General features: G+C 59.4%; 24 protein-coding genes and 2 pseudogenes. 20 read left to right on the top strand and 6 right to left on the bottom strand.

Translation table 11 applies throughout. From position 1 onward, the window contains the following. Positions 1 to 13 precede the first annotated feature (13 nt). Both CAURI_RS10685 and CAURI_RS10680 read left to right on the top strand, forming a co-directional pair. A complete protein-coding gene (locus CAURI_RS10685; protein WP_010191155.1) occupies positions 14 to 688 on the top strand; it encodes an SDR family oxidoreductase in 675 nt (224 codons plus the stop codon). A 56-nt stretch (positions 689 to 744) separates the two neighbouring features. Next, a complete protein-coding gene (locus CAURI_RS10680; RefSeq protein ID WP_010191153.1) occupies positions 745 to 1491 on the top strand; it encodes a GntR family transcriptional regulator in 747 nt (248 codons plus the stop codon). A 322-nt stretch (positions 1492 to 1813) separates the two neighbouring features. Here CAURI_RS10680 and CAURI_RS10675 read toward each other — a convergent pair. The 4 genes and pseudogenes from CAURI_RS10675 to pepN form a co-directional block, all read right to left on the bottom strand. Further along, positions 1814 to 2611, bottom strand: a pseudogene (locus CAURI_RS10675) (HNH endonuclease signature motif containing protein); the annotation flags it as partial. Between the two features lie 47 nt (positions 2612 to 2658). Continuing rightward, positions 2659 to 3875 (bottom strand): IS3 family transposase gene (locus CAURI_RS10670; protein WP_157860598.1). Its coding sequence is split into 2 segments (ribosomal slippage): positions 2659 to 3614 and positions 3614 to 3875, totalling 1218 coding nucleotides; the frame shifts between segments, so codons are not numbered across the junction. Positions 3876 to 3935: 60 nt separating this feature from the next. Then, a pseudogene (locus CAURI_RS10660) lies at positions 3936 to 4307 on the bottom strand (HNH endonuclease signature motif containing protein); the annotation flags it as partial. A 238-nt stretch (positions 4308 to 4545) separates the two neighbouring features. Then, positions 4546 to 7086 carry an aminopeptidase N gene (gene pepN / locus CAURI_RS10655; protein WP_010191146.1) on the bottom strand — a complete coding sequence of 847 codons (2541 nt, stop codon included), beginning with the start codon at positions 7084 to 7086 and terminating at the stop codon, positions 4546 to 4548. Between the two features lie 101 nt (positions 7087 to 7187). On the opposite strand from pepN, the gene CAURI_RS10650 reads away from it, so the two are divergent. Continuing rightward, entirely contained in the window at positions 7188 to 7802 is a 615-nt protein-coding gene (locus tag CAURI_RS10650) for a mycothiol-dependent nitroreductase Rv2466c family protein (RefSeq protein ID WP_010191144.1), read from the top strand. A gap of 37 nt (positions 7803 to 7839) precedes the next feature. Next, positions 7840 to 8313, top strand: coding sequence for a ribose-5-phosphate isomerase (locus CAURI_RS10645; protein ID WP_010191143.1), 474 nt, complete (start codon positions 7840 to 7842; stop codon positions 8311 to 8313). On the opposite strand, the gene CAURI_RS10640 is transcribed toward CAURI_RS10645, so the two are convergent. Next, positions 8310 to 9137, bottom strand: a complete 828-nt coding sequence (locus CAURI_RS10640; protein WP_035117630.1) for an aldo/keto reductase — start codon at positions 9135 to 9137, stop codon at positions 8310 to 8312. The two genes, CAURI_RS10645 and CAURI_RS10640, sit on opposite strands and share 4 nt — an antisense overlap. Before the next feature lie 359 nt (positions 9138 to 9496). Here CAURI_RS10640 and CAURI_RS10635 point away from each other — a divergent pair, with 359 nt between their 5' ends. Next, positions 9497 to 10765, top strand: coding sequence for a tyrosine-type recombinase/integrase (locus tag CAURI_RS10635; RefSeq protein WP_012715253.1), 1269 nt, complete (start codon positions 9497 to 9499; stop codon positions 10763 to 10765). Here the strand turns inward: CAURI_RS10635 and CAURI_RS10630 are convergent. Beyond that, a complete protein-coding gene (locus tag CAURI_RS10630; protein WP_010191032.1) occupies positions 10706 to 11083 on the bottom strand; it encodes a helix-turn-helix domain-containing protein in 378 nt (125 codons plus the stop codon). The genes CAURI_RS10635 and CAURI_RS10630 overlap by 60 nt on opposite strands. 137 nt (positions 11084 to 11220) lie before the next feature. Here CAURI_RS10630 and CAURI_RS14335 point away from each other — a divergent pair, with 137 nt between their 5' ends. The 15 genes from CAURI_RS14335 to CAURI_RS10550 all read left to right on the top strand — a co-directional run bounded on the left by CAURI_RS14335 (position 11221) and on the right by CAURI_RS10550 (position 19825). Beyond that, positions 11221 to 11415 (top strand): helix-turn-helix domain-containing protein, encoded by a 195-nt coding sequence (locus CAURI_RS14335; RefSeq protein ID WP_010191031.1) that lies wholly within the window; start codon positions 11221 to 11223, stop codon positions 11413 to 11415. 73 nt (positions 11416 to 11488) lie between these two features. After that, positions 11489 to 12076: a hypothetical protein gene (locus tag CAURI_RS10620; protein ID WP_010191030.1), complete on the top strand. Its 588-nt coding sequence runs from the start codon at positions 11489 to 11491 to the stop codon at positions 12074 to 12076. A 3-nt stretch (positions 12077 to 12079) separates the two neighbouring features. Beyond that, positions 12080 to 12646 carry an NUMOD4 motif-containing HNH endonuclease gene (locus tag CAURI_RS13670; protein WP_010191029.1) on the top strand — a complete coding sequence of 189 codons (567 nt, stop codon included), beginning with the start codon at positions 12080 to 12082 and terminating at the stop codon, positions 12644 to 12646. A 2-nt stretch (positions 12647 to 12648) separates the two neighbouring features. Continuing rightward, on the top strand, positions 12649 to 13722 hold the full coding sequence (locus CAURI_RS10610) for a hypothetical protein (protein ID WP_010191028.1): 1074 nt from the start codon (positions 12649 to 12651) through the stop codon (positions 13720 to 13722). A 1216-nt stretch (positions 13723 to 14938) separates the two neighbouring features. Further along, positions 14939 to 15835: a helix-turn-helix domain-containing protein gene (locus CAURI_RS10600; RefSeq protein WP_010191027.1), complete on the top strand. Its 897-nt coding sequence runs from the start codon at positions 14939 to 14941 to the stop codon at positions 15833 to 15835. Beyond that, entirely contained in the window at positions 15832 to 16284 is a 453-nt protein-coding gene (locus CAURI_RS10595; RefSeq protein WP_010191025.1) for a hypothetical protein, read from the top strand. The genes CAURI_RS10600 and CAURI_RS10595 overlap by 4 nt, the downstream gene beginning before the upstream one ends. 87 nt (positions 16285 to 16371) lie before the next feature. Then, on the top strand, positions 16372 to 16629 hold the full coding sequence (locus tag CAURI_RS10590) for a hypothetical protein (protein WP_010191023.1): 258 nt from the start codon (positions 16372 to 16374) through the stop codon (positions 16627 to 16629). Between the two features lie 83 nt (positions 16630 to 16712). Then, positions 16713 to 17006, top strand: a complete 294-nt coding sequence (locus CAURI_RS10585; RefSeq protein WP_010191022.1) for a hypothetical protein — start codon at positions 16713 to 16715, stop codon at positions 17004 to 17006. Between the two features lie 77 nt (positions 17007 to 17083). Beyond that, entirely contained in the window at positions 17084 to 17383 is a 300-nt protein-coding gene (locus tag CAURI_RS10580) for a hypothetical protein (RefSeq protein WP_010191021.1), read from the top strand. A 104-nt stretch (positions 17384 to 17487) separates the two neighbouring features. Beyond that, the gene (locus tag CAURI_RS10575) at positions 17488 to 17709 is read left to right on the top strand and encodes a hypothetical protein (RefSeq protein WP_012715251.1); all 222 of its coding nucleotides are present in this window, start codon (positions 17488 to 17490) and stop codon (positions 17707 to 17709) included. Continuing rightward, positions 17706 to 18026 carry a hypothetical protein gene (locus CAURI_RS10570; RefSeq protein ID WP_012715250.1) on the top strand — a complete coding sequence of 107 codons (321 nt, stop codon included), beginning with the start codon at positions 17706 to 17708 and terminating at the stop codon, positions 18024 to 18026. The genes CAURI_RS10575 and CAURI_RS10570 overlap by 4 nt, the downstream gene beginning before the upstream one ends. After that, entirely contained in the window at positions 18026 to 18730 is a 705-nt protein-coding gene (locus CAURI_RS10565; RefSeq protein ID WP_012715249.1) for a hypothetical protein, read from the top strand. Before CAURI_RS10570 ends, CAURI_RS10565 begins: the two co-directional genes overlap by 1 nt. Then, a complete protein-coding gene (locus CAURI_RS10560) occupies positions 18723 to 19118 on the top strand; it encodes a hypothetical protein (RefSeq protein ID WP_010189063.1) in 396 nt (131 codons plus the stop codon). The genes CAURI_RS10565 and CAURI_RS10560 overlap by 8 nt, the downstream gene beginning before the upstream one ends. Beyond that, entirely contained in the window at positions 19111 to 19509 is a 399-nt protein-coding gene (locus tag CAURI_RS10555; protein ID WP_010189061.1) for a hypothetical protein, read from the top strand. The genes CAURI_RS10560 and CAURI_RS10555 overlap by 8 nt, the downstream gene beginning before the upstream one ends. Continuing rightward, a complete protein-coding gene (locus CAURI_RS10550) occupies positions 19502 to 19825 on the top strand; it encodes a hypothetical protein (protein ID WP_010189059.1) in 324 nt (107 codons plus the stop codon). The genes CAURI_RS10555 and CAURI_RS10550 overlap by 8 nt, the downstream gene beginning before the upstream one ends. Positions 19826 to 20029 lie beyond the last annotated feature (204 nt).

The raw sequence follows: 20029 nt of genomic DNA, 5'->3' as shown, positions 1-20029 counted from the left end.
AGGAGGAATAATCATGGTGAAGACTGCTGTTGTGACCGGCGCAACCGGTGGAATGGGCGTGGAGATCATCAAGGACCTTGCCCGAGACCACCGCGTGTATGCCCTGGGGCGGCGCGCCGGGGAGCTGCCGGAGGCAGAAAACATCGTGCCGGTAGAAATCGACTTGCTGTCGCTTCTCGACGGCGCCGCGCTTCCCGCCGAGCTGGCTTCGCTGGAGCGCGTCGACGTGCTTGTGCACGCGGCGGCCCGGGCGGATAAGCGCTCTGTGGAAAGCGCTAGGCCAGAGGATTGGCGCGCGCAGATGGACCTCAACGTGCACGTGCCAGCCGAGCTGACCCGACTGCTGCTGCCTGCGCTGCGTGCGGCGGAGGGGCTTGCGGTGTTCATCAACTCCGGTGCCGGCATCCACTCCTACGGCGACAACGTTATTTACGCTGCCACGAAGCACGCGCTCTACGCGCTTGCCGACGGCCTCCGCCTCGGCGAGCTCGGCATCCGCGTTTCCACCGTCGCGCCGGGCCCGACGGATACCCCGATGTTGCAGGGACTGCAGGACTATAACCCGGAGCACGTCATCGCCCCTGTGGAGGTGGCGAAGGCTATTCGCGCCACCGTCGACGCTGGGCCGACGACGCAGCTGACAGAGGTCCGCGTGCGCCCGCGTATTGAGCTGAACCAGCGCAAGTAGGTGGCGAGTTTTCGCTCAAGATGCGAGAAACCCAGCACACGGTACAGTTATGAGACGTGTCCACCTCTCAACGCCGCCGCCCCGCCTACTTGGTGATCGCGGATTCGCTTAGGAGCAAGATCGAGTCCGGCGAGTTGAAGCCGGGCGACCGCTTTCCCACCGAGCGGGAATTGGTTCAGGAATACAAGGTCGCGCGCATGACGGTGCGCCACGCGCTCGATATCGTCCAGATTGAGGGCCTTATCGACCGCAAGCGCGGACGCACCGGCGGCACCTTCGTGCGTGCCACCCCGCCGACGCTGAGCCTGACGAGTGGGCGCAGTGCCCTTGACCAGTTGCGTGAGCATGGCCTCGATGTGGAGGTGCGGGTGCTGTCGTTGGTGTTTATTGAAGCCCCGGGGCATGTTGCCTCCACCTTCGGGATTGAGGAGGGGGATTCCGTGTGGGAATGCCGCACGGTGCAGGTATCGGCGGGCTCGCCCATCATGGCCTCCACGCTCCTTATCCCGCAGGCCTTGGCGCCGAGCCTCGCGGAAGAAGATATACAGAAGCCCCTGACCGAGCTGTTGACGGAGCTTGACCTGGCACCAGTGTTTAAGCGTGATTCTCTCGTGGCCGCCACCGCTCGCACGGAGGAACAAAAAGCACTGGGCGTGGGACGCAACCAGCCGGTCTTGCGCATTACGCGAACCATCAAGGCGGAAAGCGGCGTCGTGGCCGCTCAGTTGGAAGAGACCCTGCGCCCCGATGCGGTCACGGTGGAAGTTGTCATCGGCGAGGATCCCACGCCGACCCTCGACTAGAAACCCAGCGAGGGAACCGCCATAAGCTCTTTCCTGCCGAAAATGCGAATGCGTACGCCGGGAAACCCGCCACCCACCATCCGGTTGGCGGGTCTCGTTCTTTAAGGGCTTAAGGGTCTCGCTCTCCCGCTGCATTTTGTGGTGCATCAACCGTGGTCTGGGATCTCCGAATTCCCGCGTACCTTGTTGCGGTCCGCGGGTGGTGCTGTCTGAAGGATCGCCGATGTACCCGCGAAGCTTCCCTCGGTTGGTGGGTGGCGGTGTTGTTGCTGGCGGTGAGCCCTGTCCTTTCTGTCGTTGCTGCGTTTGCTGGTTGTGGGTGTTAGCTGGTGTCGGGTGGTGGGTCTGGTGGTTGGGCTGGCGCTGTGATTGGGGTTTGGGCCGGTGGTCCTTGGGCTGGTGCTGGGGCCTGTGTCTTTGTGGCTGTTTCCCGCTCAGCGTTGAGTCTGGCTAGTGCTTCTTGGTATTCCGGCATCGCGGTAATTGGTGCACCCCAGGGTGGGATGAAGCTGACCCCGGTGTTCAGCCGGTACATGTAGCCGCGCCCGGTAGGTCTTAAAGGGTCATCATCATTAATGCCGTTGTGGTAGGCACACAAGAAGGTCAGGTTGTTGATGTTGGTGTAGCCACCTGCCTGCCAGGGGATAAGGTGATGGACTTGGCAGTAATCAGCTGGTTTATTACACCCAGGACGTGAGCAGGTGTGGGATTCGGCGTGCAGGCTAAGGCGTTGGTTGAGGTTTGCTCCACGTGATAGTCGCCAGGTGTTGATGGGCCCGTCGAGGGGGTGGACGAGGGTGGCGTAGCCTATTTCGGCGAACTTGTGGGTTAAGAATTCTGCGCCTGTCATGCGCGCGCCGTTGGTGAGGTTGAGTTCGATGTCATCCCCGTCGCCGTTAATAATCTGGTCTAGCTCGTTGAGGGTGACGATGACTTGGGTGCGCACCGCGGGTTTAGAACCGCCTGACTCTTTGAAGAAGACGTCGTTGGCGGCTTGGAGTAGGTCGGTGTTGTTGGTGGATTCGAGTACGCCGCGCATGTTGGCAATCGTGGTGGCGTCATCGGTTATGGAGAGGGTGTTGGGGCCTTGTTCGCGGTAGGTGATGCGTACGCCTGGTTTGTGGGGTTGCCCGCAAATCGTGGACACGTAGTGGAGCTACCTAGTGGTTAGGCAGCTATTTCTTTTCTGCTGTTGATTGCGCCGGCGTGGTTCTCGAAGTCGACGGGGCTGACCATTCCGAGTGCAGAGTGCCGGCGCCGACGGTTGTAGACGACTTCAATCCAGTAGGCAACAGCCTTGCGTGCAGCATCACGGCTCGCCCAGCGCTTACGGTCGTAGAATTCAGTCTTTAGCGTCGACCAGAACGACTCAGCCATCGCGTTATCGAAGCACACACCAGTACGCCCCACAGACTGAGCAATGCCCAGTCTGCTGCAGACCTCCCAGAGCTTCTCACTGGTAAATTGCGTTCCGCGGTCAGCGTGAAACACCAGCCCATCAGGAACATCACCGCGCAGTGTATGCGCCATCCGCAGGGCCCGTTCGACCAAACTTGTGTCTTGCACGCTATCCATAGCCCAGCCCAATACCCTGCGGGAATGACCATCGCGGACCGCGCACAAATACAGCCAGCCCTCACCGGTGCGAAGGTAGGTAATATCCGACATCCACACCCGGTTGAGCTCACCAGTATCAAACATGCGCTTGACCAGGTCAGGAAGACTCGACTTACGCTTGGCTTGGATTGTAGTCACCGGGACAAAGGCACGCGGTGAAATCCCTTCAATGCCCATCATGCGCATCCGCTTCGCCACAGTCTTACGGTTAAGCGAAATGCGGTAGCGCTCGGCGAGCTCTGCGGTGATCCGCGGAGCACCATAAACCTCATCAGAGTCTTTCCAAATCTGATGAATCTTACGGTCAACATCATCGTAAAATGCTGCCCGATCATCCTTTCCGGATAGTCGTTTCTGCTGCACATGGGCCCATTTGTAGTATCCAGACCGAGATACTTTTAATAGTCGTGCCATGCGCTTGATGCTGTAGTTCGCCTTCTCCTGCTGCATTAGTTCGAACTTTTCTGCTCGCGTTGCTTCGCGGCGAAGAAGGCTGTCGCTTTTGACAAAAACTCGTTATCCATCTTGGCTTCCGCCAACTCACGGCGCAGACGAGCATTCTCAGCACGAAGATCAGCCTCACTCATCCCATCCGAGGCTCCTCGGCGTTCACGCTCTAGTTTGACCCACCGGCCTAAAAGCCCGGCGGAAACACCAATCTCTTTAGCCACATGGGCAATCGGGCGCTCTGACTCGATTACCAGGTTCGCGGCTTCACGCCGGTACTCAGGCGTGTACTTCTTGCGCTGTTGACTCACAATGAACATCCTCTCTTACGGACACAAGATCCGTACAAATAGGGTGTCCACTAAACGAGGGTAACCTCATTTGGCGGTTCTTTTACGCTTGAGTTCTTTCAGTCGTGCGGTGGCGACCTGGCGGATGCGGTGTGCGGGGGTGGCGGCGAGTTTTGCTCGGAGGTTCCAGGCATCCAGGGTCTTTTTCACCTTGGATGTGTAGGTTTCAATCAGTGTCAGGGTGCCCAGGCTGTGGCGTTGTTGAAGGGCTGCGGTGCGGGCTTTGCGTTGTTTACCCGTAAAGCGGGTCGGCCCGAAATACACCTGATGTAGGTGTGAAAGCTCGGCGGCATCGGAGGCATCTGCGCCGAGCGCGCGGAGCTCGTCGGGTGTGCCAGGTATATGTTCCACCAGCGCGATCCCCGAGTTGCGTAGGTGGATGTAGGTTTCGATATCCCCCATGGGCACAGAGACTAAAACAGGTCTATGTACCCCGCAACCAGAGGAGGAAAATGCCTGTTCAGGTGGTGTGGTGAACGTGCAGCAAGGGATAAGATGCTGGAACGGTGCGGGGTGAACGCAGACCCCATCGGCGCGCGGGGGCTGGCATGGTGAGGAGTGCGGTTTGGTCCTAGGCGCGCGTGGCGGGCGTGGAGTTGGAACGAGAAAAGCCCCTCAAGTGAGGGGCTAGACGCGTGTGCTAACCGCGGTCGACGGCGCGGTTGCGCAGGGCGCGGGCGAGGCGGTCACGCTGCTCGGTCACGGCGCGGCGCAGGCCGCCGGCCAGGTCGCGGGAGAGGAACTCGTCGGCGCGGTCGAGGGTCTCCTGGTTGATATCCCAGCGCGGGAACAACCCGGTCACCGTGGTCAGAGCAATCTCGTTGGACTGCGCGGACCAGATCTTTTCCGCTACGTCGAAGAACTCAGCACTCGGCAGCAGCTCGTCGGAGCCTACGAATGTCAGGCCCGCCAGCTTGGACTCCAAGTCTCGGTTGCCCAGCTCACCGGCCACGATCTCGTCCCACACCGCGCGCTTGTTGTCCTCGGTGTTCACGGCAGCCAACGCCTTAAGCGAGGCCTGGTAGCCCGTCGCGGTGTTATCACGGTTGAGCTCCTCAGCCACAGCCGTCATGGCGGCACCGGCGGCCTCGGGGCCGGTGACGTCGGCAAGCGAGCCATCAGCGATGAGCGCGGTGAGCGCCTTCCAGCGCAGGCCCGCATCCGAGGAGGACTCAAGGAGGTCCTGGAAGAAGGTGCGGGAGGCGTCGTGAAGCTTAACGCCCGCCAGCGCTTGGGTGAAGACGATGGAGCGCTCGGCGCTATCGGAGCGGGCGCCGTCAAGGAGGGCGCGAGCAAGCTGCGTATCCTCCTTTGCCCACTCTGGGTCGGCGTAGGTTGATTGGGCCGTTGCGGCCTGGGTGAGGATGCGCTCCAATACGGCGAGCTCGGTCTCCGCTGCCGCACCGCGGGCCACGAGCGCCACGAAATCGCGGGCGCGCATCGAGCCCGCGCGGGTCATCTCCCACGCGGTGGACCAGCACAAAGTGCGGGCCATGGGGTCCTCGAACTTGTCGACATTCTCCAACAGGAACTGCAAGGAACCCGCATCTAACTCGATGAGGCAGTAGGTGAGGTCATCGTCGTTAGGCAGCACGAAGTCGATATCCGCCAGCTGGCGACCGACAAGCTCCGGAATCTCGGTGGAGGCACCATCGATATCCATCTCGATGCGCTCGGTGCGCACCACCTTCTCACCCTGCAAGGCGTAGACGCCGACAGCGATGCGGTGCGTGCGCAGGGTATCGCCACGCTGGGTGAGATAAGCCTGGGTGATGGTACCGGACTCGTCTGTCGCCAACGCCACGCCCAGCGTGTTGACCCCCGTGGTCTTCAACCACTGCTGTGCCCAGAAGGACAGGTCACGCCCCGAAGCCTCCTCCAAGTGGCGCAGCAGATCCCCGAAGGTGGCATTCGACCACTGGTGTTCCTGGAAGTGGCGGCGCACGCCGGCGAAGAAGTTTTCGCGGCCCACATAAGCTTGCAGTTGCTTGAGCACCGACGCTCCCTTGGCGTAGGTGATGCCGTCGAAGTTCTGCTCCACGGTCTCAATGTCAGAAGCATCCGTGGAAATCGGGTGCGTCGTGGGCAGCTGATCCTGCTGGTAGGCCCAGGCTTTCTCCACGTTGGCAAAGGTCACCCACGCGGTGTCGTACTCGGTTTCCTCTGCTTGGGAAATCGCCGCCGACCAGGTGGCGAAGGACTCGTTGAGCCACAGGTCATCCCACCATTGCATGGTCACGAGGTCACCGAACCACATGTGGGCCAGCTCGTGCAGGATGGTATCCGCGCGGCGCTCGTAGTTGTAGTGCGAGGCTTGCGACGTAAAGACGTACTCGTCACGAATGGTCACGCAGCCGGCGTTCTCCATCGCGCCCGCGTTGAACTCCGGTACGAAAATCTGATCATATTTGCCAAAGGGGTAGGCAAAGCCGAAGTTGCGGTGGTAGAAATCGAAGCCCTGCTTGGTCTCCGTGAACAGGCGCTCGGCGTCGAGCGATTCCAGCAGGGAGGGGCGGCAGTAAATCCCCAGCGGGACCTCAACGGACTTAGCCGGTGAGCCCTCCGGGTGCTCCGTCAGCGTGCCTGTCCACGTATCCGTCACGCCCACATACGGGCCCGCGCACAAGGCAACCAGGTAGGTCGACAGCGGGTAGTCCACCGTCGCGCGCACGGTATTGCCCGAACGCGTGGTGGGGGAGTTCGTAATCACCGTCCAGTGCTCCGGAACCTCAAAAGCCAGCGAGTACGTCGCCTTCAGATCCGGCTGGTCAAAGCAGGCGAAGACGCGCTTGGCGTCGGCAGTCTCGAACTGGGTGTAGAGGTAGGCCTCGCCGTCGACCGGGTCCACAAAGCGGTGCAGGCCCTCGCCCGTGCGTGAATAGCGGATTTTCGCCACGACCTTCAGCTCATACTCTGCCACCTGCAGGCCAGACAGTGGGATGCCGTAGGTCGGGTCATAAGCACTGGTGGGCAGGGGAGCGCCGTTGAGGCGGACCTCGAGAAGCTCGTCGCCGCGCAAATCAATAAACGTAGAACCGGCCTTCTTAACTCGGAACTTCACCACCGTGGTGGAGGTGAAAAACTCCTCCCCGGTGAGGTCGAGGGCGACGTCGTAGTGGCTTACCTCCAGCATGCCGGAACGCTGCTGGGCTTCCTCGCGGGTGAGGTTAATCGAGGTCATAAGGTGCATCTCCTCTTTCTCTGTACCTAAAGTCTCTGCACCAGCGTAGTCACACGCCTAGGGTGGGGTGCCAAAGACTACACAAGCAAAGGAGATTTACCGTGGCTCAACAAGTGACGTTCTGGTTCGACTGCTCCTGCCCCTTCGCGTGGCTGACCTCGCGCTGGATTAAGGAAGTGGAGAAGGTTCGCGATATCGAGGTGACCTTCGAACCGATGTCCCTGTCCGTGCTCAACAAGGGCCGCGACCTGGATCCGGAGTACATGAAGATGATGGAGGCCAACTGGGGCCCTGCCCGCGTGGCGGCCAAGATTGCCGTGGAGGCCCCGGAGAAGGTTGATGCCTTCTACACCGCCATGGGCACCCGCATCCACACGGAGGGCCAGGGCGGTAAGAAGGGTTACGGTGCCTACGATGACATCATTAAGCAGGCGCTTGACGACGCCTCCCTCCCCTCCACCTTCGCCTCCGTGGCCAACACCGAAGAGATGGATGAGAAGCTCACCGAGTTTCACAACCGGGGCATTTCTGAGGTCGGCGATGAGGTCGGCACCCCGGTGGTGAAGTTCGGCGATACCGCTTTCTTCGGCCCGGTCATTACGCGCGTTCCCACCGGCGAGGAAGCCGGCGAGCTTTTCGACGCCTCCGTGCGCCTCGCCCAGTTCCCGTACTTCTTCGAACTCAAGCGCTCCCGCACCGAATCCCCGCAGGTTTAGTACGTGGGATGGCCCACAGGCCGGTAGGATGTGGGCCATGCGCGTTTATTTAGGAGCAGACCACGCAGGGTTCGAGACGAAGAACGTCATCGCCGAACACCTGAAGAAGCAGGGCCACGACGTCATTGACTGCGGTGCCCATGAGTACGACGCCGAGGATGACTACCCGGCATTTTGCATTGAAGCCGCGCTGCGGACCGTCAACGATCCGGGCTCGCTCGGCATCGTGCTGGGCGGTTCCGGCAACGGTGAGCAGATCGCCGCTAACAAGGTGAAGGGCGCGCGCTGCGCCCTGGCGTGGTCCCCGGAGACTGCACGCCTGGCCCGCGAGCACAACAACGCCCAGCTCATCGGCATCGGCGGCCGCATGCACTCCGAGGAGGAGGCGCTCGCCATCGTGGACGCCTTCCTTGATCAGGAATGGTCCCGTGCTGAGCGCCACCAGCGCCGCATCGACATTCTTGCCGAGTACGAGCGCACCAACATTCCGCCGGAGCTTCCGGAGGCTTAGTTCATATCCTTGGGGTGGGTGCCGCCGCGGCCCTCTTCCCCGAGGTCAAGATCAGTAATCGCAGCCATCTCGGATTCATCAAGCTCGAAGCCGAATACATCGAAGTTCTGCGCGATGCGCTCCGGGTTTTCGGACTTCGGGAATACGATGACGCCATTTTGCAGATGCCAGCGGATAATCACCTGGGCGGGGGAAACGCCGTATTTCTCGGCAGGCTCGGTGATTTCCGGCTGCTCGAAGAGATCTGTCTTGCCCTGGCCTAGTGGGCCCCAGGCTTCGATGTGCACCTGGTGGGCGCGGAAGGCATCGAGCTCGCGCCAGCGCTGCAGGTAGGGGTGCAGCTCCACCTGGTTGACCACGGGGGTTTCATCAGTCTGCGTTTCCAGCTGGTCCAGGTGCTCGAGCTCGAAGTTGGAAACACCAATGGACTTGGCCTTGCCGGCCTTCTTCAGCTCGATGAGCTGTTTCCACGCTTCGACGTAGTGGCCGTTATCTGGGCAGGGCCAGTGGATGAGGTAGAGGTCCACGTAATCAAGGCCCAGCTTCTCTAGGGACTCGTCGAGAGCTGCGGCCGCATCAGTCTGGCGGTCATTCCACAGCTTCGTGGTGATGAACAGCTCCTCGCGCGGGATGCCAGACTTAGCAATCGCGCGGCCCACGCCCTCCTCGTTGCCGTAGATCGCAGCGGTATCGATGTGGCGGTAGCCCACCTTGAGGGCTTCGAGGACCAGTTCCTCGGTCTTGTCGGGGTCTACCTTGAAGACGCCGTAGCCGAGCTGGGGGATGGTGTTGCCATCGTTGAGTTCAATATTGGGTACAGTCATGCGGCCCACTCTACGTAGGGGCGGCGCCTTCTGACAGAAAAGATGCATGGCCAGGCATGATGCGGCGGCAATCCGAGCGGTCATCCCCAGCGGGTGCGAAAACGACTAAAGCTGCACCGGCTACCTAAAAGAGGTGCTCAGTGCAGCCTTTCTTGGAGGGAATGACGGGAATCGAACCCGCGTCTTCAGCTTGGAAGTCTGAGTGTCGGGTTTTTCCTGTACCAGTACAGGGTGGGTTTCTGACTTAGTTCCAGCTACATCGATCTACCGCACTTGTACTAGCGTGTACTAGCCTGTATCGGAGGATAGCTACAAAATTAGCTACCAAGACCAGCTACCAACCGACTCAGGATGTTCGAATGCGACCAGTACGAGACCTCACCATGGGCTCCATATACCAGACCAAGGACGGCCGGTATCGCGCCGCTATCACCGTTGGCTACGACGGCAAGGGGCGCCAGGTGCGCCGCACTGTCTCCGCCAAGACGCAAGCGGAATGCGTGAGGCGTAGGAACGAGCTATTTATCAAGCTCAAAAAAGGACGTTCCACGCCCGAGGAAATCACGGTTGAAACCCACGTCACCCGCTGGCTTGAAACTACGGCGGCTGAAACTTTCTCCCCGAACAATTTGCGGAATCATAAGTCCTACGCCACCAAGTACATCATCCCAACGCTCGGCGAATACAAGCTCAGTGACGTCGGGGCGGACGAGGTGCGCGAGCTTGATAAAGCGGTGCGAGATGCCCACGTATCCAGCCGGACGGTGCAGATGGTGAGGTCCTCGCTGTCTGTTTGTATGGAGGATGCGGTGAAGCGTGGGCTCATCGAGCGGAACCCGTGTTCTCAGGTGCCTCGGCCTAGGGCGGTGTCGAAGAAGAGGACGTCGCTGACGGCGGATGAGGCGCGTCATCTTATAGTTCACTCGGCTCAAGTGGGGGACCCGTTCGCAACGCTCTGGGCGGCGTTTCTATTCCTTGGTCCCCGTAAGGGCGAACTACTGGGTTTGCAGCGCAACAAGGTGAACTTCTCCCCGGCTGGCTGCACAGCCGAGCTTGATAGGGCGCTGGTCGAGGTGTCCTGGGCGCATGGCGAGGGCTGCCGGTGCATCGATGGTGTGAGGCCGAGCAAGTGCCCCACCCGTGGCCTTGCTTTACCTCCTGGGTATGACTTCGAGCCCCTGTGGGGGAATCTGATTTTGGCGCCACCGAAGACCTCATCCTCGGTTCGTCTCGTACATGTTCCGGCTCCGCTGGATGCGATGCTCTGGCAGTATGTGCAGGCCGCACCTCCGAACAAGTGGGGGCTCATGTGGGTGTCCGAGCGCGGGCTACCGCTGCGCCCGAAGGTGGCGTTGGCTAGGTGGAAGTCTGCCCTGAAGGCGGCGGGGCTGCCTGTCGTTGACCTCCACACGGCTAGGCATACGGCGGCGTCTCTGCTGGCTGAGTGCGGGGTACCGCCTCAGGTGATTGGGGTCATCCTTGGTCAGTCCACTGTGGATACGACGCTTGGGTATGTGCATGTGGGGCGGGCGCAGGCTCAGGCCGCGCTAGCCCAGTACGCGGAGAGGCTAGCCCTGCCGACTTCCTACGGTCAGTCCCCTCAGGTAGGCGACGGCTTCCCGCTGTAGTGGAATGGGTAGGGCCTTGAGTAGCTGCGCCGCCTCGTCCTGTAGGTCTTCCGGGTTCTCCCGTTCCGGGGCGAGACCCGCCGCCTCGAGTACCTGGTTCACGGGGAGGTTGACGGCCTGGGCGGCTTTCGCTAGCGCTTCCGGGGTGGGTGTGATGGGGATCTTTTTGCCGTCTCGGATGTTGATTCCGGTCTCGAGTCGGCGCCACCAGGATTCTGATAGGCGGGATCGTCGGGCGGCTTCGGCCTTGGATAGGCCCTCGCGTTCGCGGGCGTGTTGGAGGAGTTGGCCAGCAGGCCACTGCTGGGGTGTGGTCATGGCTATGAGGTTATCAGTGGGTGTGTATTTAATTTTGCGCGGTACCGGATAGTACATTATAATACTGGGTAAGGGTTCAAAACGAGCCCAACTAGTACCGGACGGTACAGCCCTGCAAGGCAGAAAGGAATCACTATATGGCCTACAAAAACGATGGGCTATACAACCAGAAGGAGGCCTGCCAATACCTGGGAGGCATCTCACGGAACACGCTTTATCTACTCCGGAGGGACGGGCTACTCGCGGAGACCAAACTAGGGTGGCGAGTCTTTTTCAAGAAAGCCGACCTAGACCGCTGCATTGAGATGCAGGAGCTACTGAACGCAGCCTAAAACGTAAAAAGACCCCTCGGAGCTGCAACTCCATAAGTGAGGGGCCGCATCGGCAGAAAGGAATCTAAACACGATGCACACACATGATAACACCCCGACACCGGCGCTCGAAACCGCAGAGCGCGACCCGTACGAGAAGGTCCTACTCCAGGCCGTCGTGCTAAGGAAGCTCAACGGCATCCATAAGGAGTTCAAGGACAGCATCACCCGCGACATGAACCCGGGCGACAAGCGCACCGTGAAGAACGCCCAGGGCCTTGAGCTGGGCAGCGTATCGAAGTCCGCGCCCGGAATGAAAGCGGTCTGTACCGACAGTGCTGTGCTTCTCGCTATGGCTGAGGAGCAGGGCCGTGAAATTGTTGACGGGCTACCGTCGCCGTCTGATCCCCGCCATGAGGAAATTATTCGCCTCCTCATGGAGCTTGGGCGCACTGACCTACTTGAGTCCGCTGTCGTGAAGGAGGATGCGGACGAAATCGCCGCGAAAGTTCTCGAAGACTGGCAAATCAGCGGACATCTTCCTACCGGTTGGGAAATCAAGGAAGCCTCATCGCCACGGGTCGCTATCAATTCCAAGCGTTCTAACGCGGCGCGTGCAGCAATTGATCATCTTGTAAAAGAGGCGGGCACTGTCCTCGCACTCGAAGCAGGAGAGAAGTAAATCATGGGTGAGGAAATCTGGAAACCAGTAATCGGATTTGAGGGACTTTATGAAGTCTCTAGCCACGGAAAAATAAAGAGTCTGCAGCGCAAAGTACCGCATAAGTCCAGCGGAACCATCACAGTACGCGAGCGCATTCTGAAGCCTGGCGTGCGTAAGAGTGGGCACCTTTATGTGAATCTGCTAAAAGACTCGCATCCCCGAACTAAGCGCGTTCACGTAATCGTTGCCGAGGCATTTATAGGACCACGTTCTGCAGGCATGGAGGTATGCCACAACGACGGCAACCCAGCGAATAACCGCGTAGAGAACCTACGCTATGACACCCACGCTGAAAACATCCGCGACATTATTCGTCATGGCACGCACTTCCAGAGCAAGAAAACAACGTGCAAAAGAGGGCATCTGCTTACCGCGCCAAACCTGGTTCCGTCAATAGCCAAGAAAGGCTACAGGGACTGCCTGGCGTGCTCTCGTACTCGCGCTTATCTGATTAATCATCCGGGACTTGCAGATACAGCGCAAGAACTTTCAGATAGCTACTTCAACACAATCATGGAAAGGAAATAATCATGGAGTTCACAACCCGCCGACCATCTTGCAAGGCTTCATTCCCGTTGGTGCTTCTCGCCGGTGTCGAGGGCGCCGGTAAGACGTGGGCAGCTGTCGAGTCCACATCAATGAGCGCAGTTGACAAGGCATTTTTTATTGAAGTTGGAGAGTCTCAGGCGGATGCTTATGGCGCAGTCCCTGGTGCTGATTTTCTGATAGTTGAGCACGACGGAACCGTTGGGCAGATTCGTGGGGCTATCCACTGGGCTTCCCAGCAGGCCCCGGCTGAGGGTAAGCACAACCTCCTCATCATCGACTCGATGACCGAAATCTGGCAGCTGCTTCAGGACAACGGCCAGGAGGAAGCGAACCGCCGTGCTCGTAGCAAGGGCCGCAAGGTGCCGGAGGACGGTGTGCGGCTCAGCATGGACCTGTGGAATCAGATTAAGTCTACATGGAACGGCATCTTGCAGCAGTGCCGTCAGTTCCCCGGCCCGGTACTCATGACCTCCCGGCTCGAACTTGTGACGGCGATGGATGAGAAGGGCAACCCGACGCGGGATAAATTCTGGAAGGTGCAGGCGGAGAAGAATCTGCCGTTCAACTGCCAGGTTGTGGTTCAGGCGAGGGCTCCGCGCCAGTGGACGATGACGAAGATCGCTACCACGGTTCCCGAGCTTCAGCTCCAACCCGGTGCCGAGATGACGTTCAACGACTTCTCAGTTGCGAAGCTGCTGGACGGTATGGGGATTGGTGCCGACGCCGCCCCGAGCACGTTTGTGGAGACCCGCCCCGATGGGGAGTTCAGTGAGGAGAAGCAGGCCGCTAAGGCCGCCGAGGAGCAGGCGGAGGAGCGGAAGGCATACGTCTCTAAGCAGACTCAGGGGCTACTCCAGGCGGAGTCCTCCGGGGACGTGGATACCCTTCGCCGGGCGCTGCGCTACTACGAATCGAGGTCGGATCGTGAGCTCGTTGGCATGGCCCGCGACACGCTAGACCGCCTAGAGAAGGCCCAACGCATGGAGAAGGCGCAGGAGACCGTCGGGAACGTGCTGGACGGTGAGGTGGTCGAGCCGACCGCCGACGCCGCCTAACTACATTCCTCACTGCCCTAGGCCGGTGGGATTGCAGACCCCCGGCGGGTGACTGCGCCACCGGCCTAGCTATCTTTTCGTGCCCTGCGGCCCGGGCCATACAAGGGCCGCCCTACAATAATCCATGTACCCCACCTGTACGCGGCTGCAACCGTGAGCGGTGTGGGGGAGTAGCAGAAAGGAATCTTTGGGATGAAACGATCCCCTAGTAAAACGCAATGCTCCGTTGAATGGTGCGATCGCCCGTCAAGGGCGCGTTCGATGTGCACCAAGCACTACCAACAGGTGAAGTCATGGGGCGAGGTTCGCCCCGATAAAGAAAAGTTTTCGGTCTGCCAAGCCGACGGGTGTGAGCGGAAGCCGCGCTCGGGAGGTGCAAGCTACTGCGAGATGCACTACTACCGCCTTCGCCGTAACGGAACACTTAGCATCGTTGCTCCTCGCGTGCCAGACTCCGAATGCGTTGTAGGAGGCTGCGATAAAAAGGCTTTCACTACCGAAGGGCTATGTAGAAACCACAGTCTGGGCATGAAGCGAAATGGAGACTTAAAGAATCACGCTCGTGGGGAGCTGGCGTACAACTGGGTCAGTGAGAGCGAACTGGGGTATAAGAACGCCCACCGAAGGGTAAAAACCGCACGCGGAAGTGCGTCTAAGTACTCATGCGTTGATTGCGGGAGGAAAGCAAGGCACTGGTCTTATAACCACTGCGCGGAGCATGAACTTTCAGAAACCCATGAGAAGGGTGGGGTGGTCTCTTATAGCGCCAACATCTGGGACTATTCGCCCCGCTGCGTCTCCTGTCATAAGAAGTTTGATCTCAACATTATTGAGGCAAAGGGCGGTAAGTAGAGGTGGGCTACATCAAGCGTAAACCGCGCCGTGGCGGCAGAATGCCCCAAGAGGTCTATGAGACTACGATGTTCAAGCGCGCTCGTGGGCTTTGTGAAGCCGGGCTGCCGGGGTGTGAAAAGAACGCTACTGACTTCCATCATCGGCAGCGTCGGCAGCGTGGCAATGACACGGTTGTGAACTCGGCTGCATTGTGCCGCGCCTGCCACCATCACATCACGCACGTGTCCCCGGCAGAGGGTCGTGAGCGCGGCCTCATTGTTCATTCACATCATCCCGACCCGGGCAGTGTGCCGATGTGCGTTCGTGGACGCTGGTTCATGTTGCTGCCCGATGGCGGCATGGAGGCCACGGAGGCAAGGCCGTGACAATTCATCCAGACGTCCACTATGAGGGTGTGCGGTTCGCTAGTGTCCCGCACCAGCTTCTCGATGAGGTGGCCGATCCGGTCGCTATTGCCCTGTATGCGCACCTGATGAAGTTTGCTGACTGGTCTACAGGTCTTGCCCATCCGAAGCGTGAGACTCTGGCGAAGCTCATGGGCTACAAGACAACGAAGTCGGTTGATGCCGCTGTGAAGGTCCTCGCTAAGGCTGGGTGGCTGGAGGTGTTTCCGCGTTGGTCTCGGTGGAATGAGGAGACGAACGCGCTGGAGGTCATCTACGAGTCCCGCAAGGGATTCAATCAGACGTCGAACGGGTACAGGCTGTTTGACCGGCCACGACGTAGTGGTGGGGTGGGTACCCCAGAGGGACCCCACCCCCTACCCACTAGTGACCCCTCCCCATGCCCCCAGGGGTACACAAACAAAAACCATAAGAACGAGAACCATAGAACTAAAGATATTGATCATCCTGCGGATGATCGCTTCGATGAGTTCTGGGGCACGGTTCCGCGAAAAGTTGGTAAGGGGGCGGCGCGTAAGGCGTGGGCGAAAGCGGTGAAGAAAGCGGACCCTCAGGTCATCATTGAGGGGATGCGCCGGTATCGGGATGACCCGAACCGCGAGGATGAGTTCACCGCTCATCCTTCGTCGTGGCTGAATGCGGAGAGGTGGGATGATGATCCGCTTCCGGCTAGGGGAGGTGGGCAGAAGGCCCCGAGCTTCCTTGACTTCGCCCCATCTAGCTCTACACCCCGTAATCCGTCCTTTAACGCCCCGTACGGCGGCGAACTGCCTAGTTCTACATATTCACCCCTGCCGCCCGGTATTGAGCCGCCTACGGGGCCGCAGGCACTATTTGAGGAGTATCCAGAATGAGCACACCACAGCAGCGCGAGTTAGCCGCCTACGTCCTCGAGTATGGGAAGCGCCTGGCCCCGGATCGGTTTCCGCAGCCGTCGGCTGAGGTGGTGGACGCGTGGGGAGATGTTCTAGCCACGGTGTCCCTGCCTCCGCAGGTGTGGCCGGATGCGGTGAAGCTGTGGGCGCTGGAGCTTGCCGGGCCACGTATGGTGACGCCGCGTGACCTTAAGCAGGCGGCGTTTGCGGTGCGTGACCGGTGGGAGTCCGATCCGGTTCGGAAGCGTCAGCTGGATGCTCACCGTGAGCGGTTGCGTAAGGAGCGTGACGCGCAGTTGGCGGCGGGGACTTTCGGTGAGCTTCGGGGCTATAAGCCGTTGGAGGTTGGTCACGCCGGGGAGGTTGATACGGCGGGTATTGTGGAGCGTATAAAGCGCGGTTTACGAGGGAGGACGGGCAATTCATAGCACTCAATTTTACTTTTTGTAAACTATGATCTATACTTAAACACGTAAGCAAGAACAGCCCCTGCAAGGGCAAGCAGAAAGGAAAAAATGAACTCCACCGACTACTACGTCGCCTACAACATCACCAACGAATCCGACCTCGACATGGTGACCGTGGGAGGCCAGCCCAAGTACCACCTTGGCGGAAACTCCTTCATGTGCCGCATCGCAATCATCGAGGGCTACACCAAGGCCGAGAAGGAAACCTTTGAGCGCATCATCAGCATCAGCGAGAACGGCGCGGAGGTCGAGGTTTACGACTGGACACCAGCTAACTGCGACATGTACGCGAAGGTGAACAGCTAACCACCAGTACGGGAGGGGCACGCATTCACCCTAGTCACGCGCACTACATGAACCCCTGCAAGGGTTACGAGAAAGGAATCACAATGGACCTCGTTGAAGTCACCCACGAATACATCGCCAGCGTTAAAGTCACTACCCAAACGTATGACCTGTACCGTGACGTCTTCATCTACGACAACGGCGAACAGCGACCCTGCTACACGCTTCGCAGCCCGAAGGATGAATCCAAGTACTGGGCGGGGCGTAACCTCACCAGCACCGATAACTCCGCCGCAGGAACCTACATGTTCGCCACCGTCATGGGACCCCCAATTAAGAGACAGGGCAACATCGTGAAGTTCTTCATCGCGGGCGACATGATCGAGCGAGTCAAATAACAGGCCTTGGAGGGGAGCGCATTCCACGAATCACGCTCACGCCAAGCCCCTGCAAGGGTACATAGAAAGGAATCACAATGAGCGTCACAACGAGCTCCGTATATAGCCATAACGGGCTTGCCTACGAAATGCGAGTCACTGAGACCGGAAAGCGCCCACAAGATAAAGACGTCGAGATCGAGTACCTCGGGGATGATAAGGCCTCCCCGTTCAGCCTATCCGCCTACTGGAACGGCGTTAAGGAAGTTTGGGATGTGAAGGTGGAGTTTCTTCCACGTATCGCCCGTGACTCTCTGAACCTCCGTTCATATGTTGAGGATGTTCAGCTCGGAGTGGAGATGGTTACTGAGTTCCGGGAAATCCTGAACGCTGGGTAAGGCCCGGGGCGTGAGCGTGATGGGGATGACGTTCACGCCACCGACCACCCCACCTAATCAGAAATAATGCCGCCTGCAAGCGGCTGACAGAAAGGAATCAGCGCATGTCATCGCGCACCCTAGATTTAATCTTCATTGACCTTGCTTTATTGATCACCATCGTGTGGGCCCCGGTAGTGGCCGGGGTTCAGGCCGGGCGGAGTTTTCACTGGTCTATCGGCATCGCCGTGGCCGTCCTTCTTTCGGCTATCTCTGTCGCATTCTGGTACCGCTTTGCCACCTCCCCGGCGTCTCTGCCGGGACAGGACTGGGAGGGGGAAGAATGAGCCTCCCATACCCGCGCTACGACGAGCCCCACGACGACTACACCGAAGTCGAAGCCGTCGCCACCCTCGCCCACCCCGACGGCACCACCACCCGCCACGGCCTCATCATGAACGCCCCCGTCTATGACGAGCGCCCTGACCTGCTGGAGGCCTGGGATAACGAGGACTACGAGCCGGTCAACTTTGACGAGTTTGCCCAAGCTATGCGCAGCGCGGAGGAGCTTGTAGACCTCGATATTTGGGACGGCGTCACACCCGAGTTTGACCAGCTCTACCGCCCCTCCGCGCTCACCCTGGCTATGAGAAAGGCAAGCTAATGGCCAACCCATTCTCCTGCATCGCCAACGACACCGCCCGCTATTTCACCCACCAGGGCATCAGCTGTATGACGCAGCTGGGGCCATTCACCATCAACGGATACATCGAACTACCCGAAAACCACCCGTGGCTTGATTTCCCTGACACGCTTGAGGTGCACCCCGACATCGAAGTTCACGGAGGAATCACCTACCACGAAGGCCGCGTAATCGGCTTCGACACCAACCACCTTGGGGATGGACAGCACCCCGACGCCCCAAACGCGTACCCCTCCCACTTCACCGGCCATACCTGGACATGGGAGGAAGTCGAGGCGGAAACCCGCCGCCTAGCAGAACAAGCAAAGGATACACACACCATGACCCAACCAACCCGCCAAGAAATCATCACCGCGCACGAAGCGCTAGAAACGCTAACCGATACTTGTATTCATAGCAGCGAGCAGGCGGAAGAATTGCAGGAATTGGTACTCCGCGCCCTGCCACCGAAGCCACAACCCACAATGGCCGAGGAGGAATGGGACGACGATAAGCACTACCTCGCAGAGGCGGAGCACGTGAGCTGGGGCAAAATGGTCATGATTTACCACGATAGATTTGGGTCTATCCGCTGCGCAGTCAAAGGCGAGGTATACATTGCAGCCCGCGAAGACCTCACCCCGACTGGCAAGCGCTACACCCTCACAGAGGTGCAGGATGACTGACCTGAGCACCGCTAATCTGAAGCGCCTACTCGCTGAGGCTACGCCCGGCCCGTGGCGCGCCGAAGTTGGCGCGGCAGGCGTTCCCGAGGGGTGGGACGAGCACTGGCTAGCACTCCACATGGGCCATAACAGCATGTATGACGTGGGGCGCGAGCCGCCAGCGGAAGAGGAATATGCGAACTTCAAGCTCGCCGCCCTCGCCCCACAACTCGCGCAGGAAGTCCTACGGATGCGTGAGGAATTGCGGGAACTCCGAGACCAGCTCAAAAAGAGAAGCGAGCACTACGGAAAAGTGGAACTATCAACAGACCCGCTCGACGGCATACAGCTTGAGGACAACTACGCGGAAGACGAAATTAGCCGCATCCTAGGAGACCACGATGGATAAAGACAAGCTTCACCGCTCCCTAGCGCACATCGCCGCTGGAGCCGACAAAATGGCCCAAGCCGCGCACATCATTACTCACGGCATGAAAAACGGGGACAGCCCCGCACGTATCGCAAGGCATCTGGCCGACTACGGGCTACTCACCCCAGGCCCGCCGGAGCCGTGCATCTACCCGGATACGGGGGAGCATGAATGGCACATGGACGACGGCTACGTCTCCGTGGAGGGCGGCATTATTCATGTCATCCATGATGAGACGAATGATGACAATGAGCCGGACGCATTGATGCCCGATTGGGCTGAACTCCGCTTCTCCACCACCACCAAGGGGCGTGAGACTGCCTACGCAATCCTCGCCGCCTGCAACCACAAGGACGCACAAGATGAGTAAGCACAGCAGAGCCGCCAAAGCAATCAAATTCGGCATCAAACGCGGCTACGCCCCAGACCAAATCGCCACCCTGCTAGACAAATTCGGGCTACTAGCTGAAGACCTACTCGAACCGTCATTCGTCGTCAAAGGGGTCGAGCATGAATACCCCGTATGGGATGCCACGCACAGATTCACGGTGGAGGCACAATCCGGCAGCAGCGACGTCAAAATACGGTGCTACTACGACCCTGGCGAGTCGCTCACCCTCGCGCAAGCCCGCACCATACGCCAAGCACTCCACGCCGCAGAAAACTACGCAGAGAATCAGGAATAAGCATGACCAATTTTGACCAAGCCCTCCATATACTCGAAGCCGCCCGACGGCCCGGAGACCTACGCATCCACCCCACAGATGCGGTAGAAGCACTCGCCAACGCGGGGCTACTCATGCCAGAAGAAAAACCGGCAGTGAACTGGTATAATGGCAACAATAAGCCAGCCCCCGCAGGTGCTACCAACACCACGCGAGGGCCTAACC

This window comes from Corynebacterium aurimucosum ATCC 700975, assembly GCF_000022905.1.
In the GTDB taxonomy this organism is placed as follows: Bacteria; Actinomycetota; Actinomycetes; order Mycobacteriales; family Mycobacteriaceae; genus Corynebacterium; species Corynebacterium aurimucosum_F.
Note: the sequence above shows the minus strand (reverse complement) of the source record. Positions and strands in the feature narration are given on the sequence as shown.

What these genes read in the sequence shown, in the direction of transcription:
- CAURI_RS10595 (WP_010191025.1), top strand. Translation starts at nt 15,832, where the DNA reads ATGAGCACACCACAGCAGCGCGAGTTAGCCGCCTACGTCCTCGAGTAT.
- CAURI_RS10645 (WP_010191143.1), top strand. Translation starts at nt 7,840, where the DNA reads ATGCGCGTTTATTTAGGAGCAGACCACGCAGGGTTCGAGACGAAGAAC.
- CAURI_RS14335 (WP_010191031.1), top strand. Translation starts at nt 11,221, where the DNA reads ATGGCCTACAAAAACGATGGGCTATACAACCAGAAGGAGGCCTGCCAA.
- CAURI_RS10585 (WP_010191022.1), top strand. Translation starts at nt 16,713, where the DNA reads ATGGACCTCGTTGAAGTCACCCACGAATACATCGCCAGCGTTAAAGTC.
- CAURI_RS13670 (WP_010191029.1), top strand. Translation starts at nt 12,080, where the DNA reads ATGGGTGAGGAAATCTGGAAACCAGTAATCGGATTTGAGGGACTTTAT.
- CAURI_RS10620 (WP_010191030.1), top strand. Translation starts at nt 11,489, where the DNA reads ATGCACACACATGATAACACCCCGACACCGGCGCTCGAAACCGCAGAG.
- CAURI_RS10590 (WP_010191023.1), top strand. Translation starts at nt 16,372, where the DNA reads ATGAACTCCACCGACTACTACGTCGCCTACAACATCACCAACGAATCC.
- CAURI_RS10580 (WP_010191021.1), top strand. Translation starts at nt 17,084, where the DNA reads ATGAGCGTCACAACGAGCTCCGTATATAGCCATAACGGGCTTGCCTAC.
- CAURI_RS10610 (WP_010191028.1), top strand. Translation starts at nt 12,649, where the DNA reads ATGGAGTTCACAACCCGCCGACCATCTTGCAAGGCTTCATTCCCGTTG.
- CAURI_RS10630 (WP_010191032.1), bottom strand. Translation starts at nt 11,083, where the DNA reads ATGACCACACCCCAGCAGTGGCCTGCTGGCCAACTCCTCCAACACGCC.
- CAURI_RS10575 (WP_012715251.1), top strand. Translation starts at nt 17,488, where the DNA reads ATGTCATCGCGCACCCTAGATTTAATCTTCATTGACCTTGCTTTATTG.
- CAURI_RS10565 (WP_012715249.1), top strand. Translation starts at nt 18,026, where the DNA reads ATGGCCAACCCATTCTCCTGCATCGCCAACGACACCGCCCGCTATTTC.
- CAURI_RS10570 (WP_012715250.1), top strand. Translation starts at nt 17,706, where the DNA reads ATGAGCCTCCCATACCCGCGCTACGACGAGCCCCACGACGACTACACC.
- CAURI_RS10635 (WP_012715253.1), top strand. Translation starts at nt 9,497, where the DNA reads ATGCGACCAGTACGAGACCTCACCATGGGCTCCATATACCAGACCAAG.
- CAURI_RS10560 (WP_010189063.1), top strand. Translation starts at nt 18,723, where the DNA reads ATGACTGACCTGAGCACCGCTAATCTGAAGCGCCTACTCGCTGAGGCT.
- CAURI_RS10640 (WP_035117630.1), bottom strand. Translation starts at nt 9,137, where the DNA reads ATGACTGTACCCAATATTGAACTCAACGATGGCAACACCATCCCCCAG.
- CAURI_RS10550 (WP_010189059.1), top strand. Translation starts at nt 19,502, where the DNA reads ATGAGTAAGCACAGCAGAGCCGCCAAAGCAATCAAATTCGGCATCAAA.
- CAURI_RS10685 (WP_010191155.1), top strand. Translation starts at nt 14, where the DNA reads ATGGTGAAGACTGCTGTTGTGACCGGCGCAACCGGTGGAATGGGCGTG.
- pepN (WP_010191146.1), bottom strand. Translation starts at nt 7,086, where the DNA reads ATGACCTCGATTAACCTCACCCGCGAGGAAGCCCAGCAGCGTTCCGGC.
- CAURI_RS10555 (WP_010189061.1), top strand. Translation starts at nt 19,111, where the DNA reads ATGGATAAAGACAAGCTTCACCGCTCCCTAGCGCACATCGCCGCTGGA.